This window comes from Phenylobacterium sp., assembly GCF_035944335.1.
Lineage (GTDB): Bacteria > Pseudomonadota > Alphaproteobacteria > Caulobacterales > Caulobacteraceae > Phenylobacterium.
On sequence record NZ_DASZBG010000077.1, the window covers coordinates 1 to 6338 of the forward strand.

Annotated in this window: 8 protein-coding genes and 1 pseudogene; 6 read left to right on the plus strand and 3 right to left on the minus strand. The window is 68.7% G+C overall.

Annotated elements, in window-relative coordinates; translation table 11 throughout:
- Nucleotides 1-33: 33 nt before the first annotated feature.
- The gene (locus VGT80_RS12755; protein ID WP_327456358.1) at nucleotides 34-618 is read right to left on the minus strand and encodes a DNA-3-methyladenine glycosylase I; all 585 of its coding nucleotides are present in this window, start codon (nucleotides 616-618) and stop codon (nucleotides 34-36) included.
- 53 nt (nucleotides 619-671) lie between these two features.
- Between VGT80_RS12755 and VGT80_RS12760 the strand changes: the two genes are divergently transcribed.
- The gene (locus VGT80_RS12760; RefSeq protein WP_327456360.1) at nucleotides 672-1571 is read left to right on the plus strand and encodes an alpha/beta hydrolase; all 900 of its coding nucleotides are present in this window, start codon (nucleotides 672-674) and stop codon (nucleotides 1569-1571) included.
- Here VGT80_RS12760 and VGT80_RS12765 read toward each other — a convergent pair.
- Nucleotides 1542-2357, minus strand: coding sequence for a folate-binding protein YgfZ (locus VGT80_RS12765; protein ID WP_327456362.1), 816 nt, complete (start codon nucleotides 2355-2357; stop codon nucleotides 1542-1544). The two genes, VGT80_RS12760 and VGT80_RS12765, sit on opposite strands and share 30 nt — an antisense overlap.
- Before the next feature lie 62 nt (nucleotides 2358-2419).
- On the opposite strand from VGT80_RS12765, the gene VGT80_RS12770 reads away from it, so the two are divergent.
- Entirely contained in the window at nucleotides 2420-3421 is a 1002-nt protein-coding gene (locus tag VGT80_RS12770; RefSeq protein WP_327456364.1) for a glycosyltransferase family 9 protein, read from the plus strand.
- A gap of 57 nt (nucleotides 3422-3478) precedes the next feature.
- Here the strand turns inward: VGT80_RS12770 and pyrC are convergent, their stop codons facing one another.
- Nucleotides 3479-4558 (minus strand): dihydroorotase, encoded by a 1080-nt coding sequence (gene pyrC, locus VGT80_RS12775; RefSeq protein WP_327456366.1) that lies wholly within the window; start codon nucleotides 4556-4558, stop codon nucleotides 3479-3481.
- A 95-nt stretch (nucleotides 4559-4653) separates the two neighbouring features.
- Here pyrC and VGT80_RS12780 point away from each other — a divergent pair.
- The 4 genes and pseudogenes from VGT80_RS12780 to VGT80_RS12795 form a co-directional block, all read left to right on the plus strand.
- A pseudogene (locus VGT80_RS12780) lies at nucleotides 4654-4887 on the plus strand (dihydroorotase); the annotation flags it as partial.
- 75 nt (nucleotides 4888-4962) lie between these two features.
- Complete coding sequence (locus VGT80_RS12785) at nucleotides 4963-5448, plus strand: hypothetical protein (RefSeq protein WP_327456368.1); 486 nt, start codon at nucleotides 4963-4965, stop codon at nucleotides 5446-5448.
- 80 nt (nucleotides 5449-5528) lie between these two features.
- Nucleotides 5529-5843 (plus strand): hypothetical protein, encoded by a 315-nt coding sequence (locus VGT80_RS12790; protein ID WP_327456370.1) that lies wholly within the window; start codon nucleotides 5529-5531, stop codon nucleotides 5841-5843.
- Between the two features lie 130 nt (nucleotides 5844-5973).
- A partial coding sequence (locus VGT80_RS12795; protein WP_327456372.1) for a hypothetical protein occupies nucleotides 5974-6338 on the plus strand: 365 nt, incomplete at its 3' end.

A 6338-nucleotide genomic window follows, 5' to 3' on the forward strand; every position in this document is an offset into this window, starting at 1 on the left:
AGCGCCAGGACCAGCCTCATCGCGCCATCCCCTTCACCGCCCCATTTCCTTGATAGGTAGGTGGCGGAAGCAGCAGGTCAGGTGGTCGTTGACCATGCCCACCGCCTGCATCCACGCATAGACGATCACCGGCCCCACGAACTTGAAGCCCTTGGCCTTCAGCGCCCCCGCGACCTCCACCGCCAGCGGCGTCTGGGCCGGCACGCCGGTGTCTTCGGTCCAGGCGTTCTGCACCGGCTTGCCGTCGGTGAAGCTCCAGCAGAAGTCGGAGAAGTCCTCGCCGCGGTCGCGCATCGCCAGATAGATCTTGGCCCCCGAGATCGCCGCGTCGATCTTGGCGTTCGAGCGGATGATGCCGGCGTCGGCCATCAGCCGCGCCCGGTCGGCCGCGCCATAGGCCGCCACCGTCTCCGGATCGAAGCCGTCGAAGGCCGCGCGGAACGCCTCGCGCTTTCTGAGGATGGTGATCCAGGCCAGCCCCGCCTGGAATCCGTCCAGCACCAGCTTCTCCCACAGCGCGCGCGAATCGTACTCCGGCACGCCCCACTCGGTGTCGTGGTAGGCTTCGTAGAGCGGGTCGCCGGCCATGCCGCGCCAGGTGCAACGCTGGGCTTCCATCGGGGCTGACTTTCAGCGCAGCCGAGGCGCCAGCACAAGCGGGGTTCTGAGGGTTGAGCTTCGAAGGCTTCCAACTGTCGCAGATCGACCTGAAACCTCTTGGGGGCGAGGTCATGCTGCGCGTCCGCCACGGCGGCTCAGGCCCGCCCCTGTTGCTGCTGCACGGCTATCCGCAGACCCACATGATGTGGGCCAAGGTCGCCACCGATCTCGCGGCCGACTTCACCGTCGTCGCCCCCGACCTGCGCGGCTACGGCAAGAGCAGCAAGCCGCCGACGTCCCCCGATCACGACCACGACCACGAGACCTCGTCCAAGCGCGCCATGGCTCGCGACGCCGTCGCCCTGATGGCCCACTTCGGCTTCGACCGCTTCGACCTCGCCGGCCACGACCGCGGCGGCCGCGTCGCCTATCGCCTGGCGCTGGATCATCCCGACGCCGTCCGCCGCGTCTCGATCCTCGACATCATCCCGACCGGCGAGGTCTGGGCCCGCGCCGACCGGCGCTTTGCGCTGGGCTACTGGCACTGGTCGTTCCTGGCCCAGCCGCACCCCTGGCCCGAGACCCTGATCGGCGGCGATCCGGAGGCCTTCTTCTTCCGCTCCCAGTTCCGGAACATCCTCACCGGCTTCGAGGCCTACGAGGACTACCGCAAGGCCGTCCACAACCCCGCCGTCGTCCACGCCATGTGCGAGGACTATCGCGCCGGCGCGACCTACGACCGGTTGCTGGACGAGGACGACATGAAGGCCGGCCGCAAGATCGCCTGCCCCGTCCAGGTCCTGTGGGGCGCGAAAGGCGCGGTCGGCGCCTGGTACGACGTGCTCGAGGTCTGGTCCGCCTGGGCTAACGACCTGCGCGGCGAAGCCATCGACAGCGGCCACTTCATCCCCGAGGAAAAGCCCGCCGAGACCATCGCAGCCCTACGCCGCTTCTTCGCCGAGGGCCGCTAGCAGCCACGCGGGCCGCTCCACCCGCACCGGCCGGCCGTCGGCCGTAAGCTCCGCGCCCGCCACCCGGTCGAGCCGCACCAGGGCCATGGCCCGTCCGTCCAGGCCCGACAGCACTTCGCCGGCCCTGAGCGTCCCCGCCAGGATCTCCGATCCCGCCGCCGGCGGCGGTCCGTCGAAGACGATCGGCAGCATGCGGCTCTTCACCTGCCCGCGCCGCTTCATCCGCGAGGTGGTCTCCTGGCCGACGAAGCAGCCCTTGCGGAAATCGATGCCGTTCAAGAGGTCGAAATTGGCCTCGATCGGATAGGTCTGGTCCGACCCCCAATCCGCCGGCCCCGGCACGCCGAGCCTCAGCCGATGGGCGTCGTAGGCCGCCCCACCCCCGTCCACCGCCGCGCCGTAACCCCGCCAGCCCAGCTCGGCCAGCCGCGGATCGCGCACCCATCCCGTTCCCGGATCGCCGGCGCCGAACACGGCCGACACCGCCGTCTCGTCCGCCGCGATCTCCACCTTGGCCCGCAGCCGGTAGGTCATCAGCCGGTGCATCACCGCGGCGCGATGCTCCGCCGCCACATCCAGCCAGCAGCCGTCCTCGCGTCCCACCACGAACAGGTCGTAAAGCAGCCGCCCCTGCGGCGTCAGCAGCGCCCCGAACCGCGCCTCGCCGACCCCCAGCGTGTCCACGGTCTGGCTCAGCAGGTTCTGCAGGAAATCCCGCCAGTCGGGCCCGCCAACCGCGATCAGGGCCCGGTCCGTCAGGTGGGCGTAGGTGGCTTCGGCGTTCATCCCTGCAATTTGGGGGCGCCGGGGGTGGAGCGCCAGCGCCGAAGCGGCTTATAGACGCGCGCATGGCGACGGGGTCCTTCCCAATTCTGTTCATCACCGCGACCCGGATCGGCGATGCGGTGCTGTCGTCGGGCCTGATCAAGCGCCTGCACGACGAGATCCCGCAGGCGAGCTTCACCATCGTCGCCGGCCCCGTCGCGGCCCCCCTGTTCATGGAGGTCCCCAACCTCGACGAGGTCATCGTCTTCGCCAAGGCCAAGGACGGCCGCCACTGGTTCGACCTGTGGCGCAAGGTGCGCAAGCGCCGCTGGGGCCTGGTGGTCGACATGCGCGGCTCGGGCGTCTCGCGCTTCCTCTCGGCCAAGCGCCGGGCGATCTACCACCGCCCCGCAGGGCCGGTGACGCACAAGGTGCTCGAGGCCGCCCGCGTGCTCAGGATCGAGGACGATCCCGCCCCGCCGCACATCTTCACCTCGCCCTCCATCGAGGCCTATGCCGACGAGCTCACCGCCGGGACCGGTCCGATCCTGGCGCTGGCCCCGGCCGCCAACTGGGTCGGCAAGACCTGGCCGCTGGAGCGCTTCAGCCAGGTCGCGATCCGGCTGCTGCGCAACCGCGGCGCGGCGCTGGAGAACGGCCGGCTGATGGTGCTCGGCGGCCGCGGGGAGGCCAACCTCGGCCGCGACCTCAAGGAGGTGGTGCAGCGCGGCAAGCTGATCGACATCGCCGGCAAGGTCGACCTGCTCACCGCCTACGCCTGCCTGAAGCGCGCGCGGCTGTTCATCGGCAATGATTCCGGGACCATGCACCTGGCCGCCGCCGCGGGGATCCCGACCCTCGGTCTCTTCGGCCCCTCCGACGAGCGGCACTACGCCCCCTGGGGCGAGACCGCCCGCACGGTGCGCGGCGCGCGCAGCTTCGAACAGATCCAGGCGGTCGACCCGCGCCTCAATCAGGAATACTGCCACATGATGGACCTGGGCGTGGATGCGGTGCTGCATGCCGCCCAGCAGCTGCTGGCCGATACCGGGGAAGGCGTCCCCATGGCGCAGAACGATGCCTGAAACCTACGACCTGATCGTCAAGGGCGGCGAGGTGTCCGACCTCGCGGCCATACGCCTTCAGGGAACGGCTTGCGCCGCGGCCGCGCTTCCCTTGAAGCGCCAGTTCAACTCTTCGCCCGCATGGAATGGGACGATCTCCTCCCGGCCAGCCTCCAAGCGCTCAGGAACGCGGCATGGGCCCCGCTCGAGAACGACCCGCTCCTCATTGAGCGGAAGGCCGTAGAAGTTCGGTCCATGCTCAGAGGCGAACGCCTCCAGGCGGTCAAGCGCGCCCTCCTCTTCGAACGTCGCCGCATAGCTCTCGATCGCGAAGGGCGCATTGAAGACGCCTGCGCACCCGCAGGCCGCTTCCTTCTTGCCGATAGAATGCGGCGCGGAATCCGTGCCGAGAAAGAACTTCGTCGATCCCGAGGTCGCGGCGCGACGGAGCGCCAGCCGGTGTCGCTCACGCTTAGCGACAGGCAAGCAGTAAAAATGGGGGCGGATACCGCCCTCGAACATCGCATTGCGGTTGATACGTAGGTGATGCGGTGTGATCGTCGCGGCGACGTTCGCGCCCCGACTCTCGACAAAGCTGACCGCTTCTGCCGTCGTCACATGCTCGAAGACCGCCTTGACCTCTGGAAAGTCGGCGAGAATTTTCGAGAAGACTCGCTCGATGAATACGGCCTCGCGGTCGAACACGTCCACCGCGGGATCGGTGACCTCTCCGTGGACAAGCAGCGGCATGCCGATGCGCTGCATCCGCTCCAACACGCCGCGGATCCTGCTGACGTCGGTGACTCCATGTTCCGAGTTCGTCGTCGCGTGTGCGGGATACAGCTTACAGGCCGCGAAAACCCTGTCCTCGAACCCGCGCTCGACTTCCGCCGGATCGCTCTCGTCCGTGAGGTAGCAGGTCATCAGCGGTTCGAAAGAAGCATGGGCGGGATGGAGCGCCGCCCGAATGCGGTCGCGATACGCCGCCGCCTGCGCCACGGTCGTTACTGGCGGCGAAAGGTTGGGCATGACGATCGCGCGTCCGAACTGCCGAGCCGTGTACCCAACCACCGACTGAAGCAATTCGTGGTCGCGCAGATGGACGTGCCAGTCGTCCGGGCGACGGATGATCAAACGCGAAGCTGAAGGATCGGGCATGCAGCTTCGATACCACCCTCCGCCCGCCCCTGGCGACTGATCGCCGACACCCGCGCCTGGCTGGAGAGCGCCACCAGCGTGGCCCTCTGCGGCGCCGCCTGGCCCGCGGCTACGACGCCGACCTGACCATCGTCGACCTCAAGGCCCGCCGCACCTTCGAACACGAACAGATGGCCAGCCGCGTCGCCTGGACCCCCTTCGTCGGCATGGAGGCCAGGGGCTGGCCCATGGCCACCCTGATCCGCGGCGCCGTGGTCATGCGCGACGACGAGGTCATCGCCCCCCACCGCGGCGAGCCGGTGCGCTTCGCCGAGACGCTCGCGGTCTAGCCGACGACCCAAATCCGGCCCCTGGCGCCGAACTCCGGATCGAACCCGGGGCGAGACTGGAGTAGTTTGACCGGCATGGTCGCCGTCAAACCCAAGTCGACCCGCGCCACGCTCGAGCACCTGGTCGCCGAGAACTACTCCACGATCTCGCTCGGCCTGCTGTCGCCGCTGCTCGATGTCCTGAGCCTCTCGCGGGAGGCCTGCGGCGGCGACATGGACAAGTTCCTGATCATGCTGGTGGTGGCGATCCGCACCACCGGCCACAAGCGCTTCGCCACCTACACCCGCGAGCAGCTGCTCTCCGGCGAGGTGCCGGTGTTCCCCTCGCTGGGGGTCAATATCCAGTCGATCGCCGACAGCGTGGGGGCCTCGAAGGAGACCATCCGGCGCAAGGTGACCGAGCTGGTCAAGGCCGGCTGGATCGAGCGGCAGGGCAACAAGCTCTACTTCACGGCCAAGGCCTACCGCGATTTCGAGAAGGTGCGCGAACGCATCGGCAAGATGTCCGTGCGCCACCACCAGGTCGTCGAGCAGCTCCGCGACGCCGTCCCCACGGACTGAGCGCCGCTGCGGCCAGCCGCAGGCGACTTCGTCGTCGGTCCGCCCTAGGGTGGCCGAGCGGTTCATAGAGGAGGAACCCGATGCGGCCTTGCATCCTGATCCTGGCGATCGCCGGCAGCCTCGCCTGGTCCGGCGCGGCCGGCGCCCAGGGGATGACCATGGGGATGGGCTCCACCGTCCAGCACACCCAGCCGGACGATCCCTTCGCCTCGGGTCACATCGAAACGCCCCGGGAGCGCTATGCCCAGGAGCTGTCGAGGCTTCGCAGCAAGATGCTGCGGATGACCGCGCAGGACGGCGGCCAGCTCTCCGAGGCGCATCGCGCGGCCCTGCAACGCGAACTGGACGCCATCAACACCGCCTACGCCGCCAACGCGCGCCCGCCCCGCCGCTAGCCACGCGCCCATCCCCCACGGCTGTCATCCCGGTTTCGCCGCGCACGCAGCGCGCCATCGATCCAAACCGCAGAAAACGACCCTCGGGATTTGACTCCCGGTCATTTGTATGTTCTACTTTTGTTCTCACATGAAGCCCTCCACCGACATCGCGAGCGAACTGGACGAGGGGCTGAAGCGGCTCTTCCAGGCGGGCCTTGAGCTCAGCCTGCAGCTGCAGGCCGATGCGATGGCCGCGGAGCCTGCGGAACGCTCAAGGCTGGCGCTCACCTTCCACCGGCTCTCCCGCGGCGTCCGCCAGACCGCGGCCCTGCGCATGAGGCTCGCCCGCGAGGCCGAGCGCGCCGGGCGTGAACAGACCGCCGAGGTCATCCAGCTCGACCAGCGACGGCTCGAAAAGCGCAAGGCCCACGTCAAGGCCGCCGTCGAATGCCTGATCTGGACCGAGGCCGAGAGCCCCGAAGCCCTCGATGCCTTCAAGGAGAAGTTCGAAGA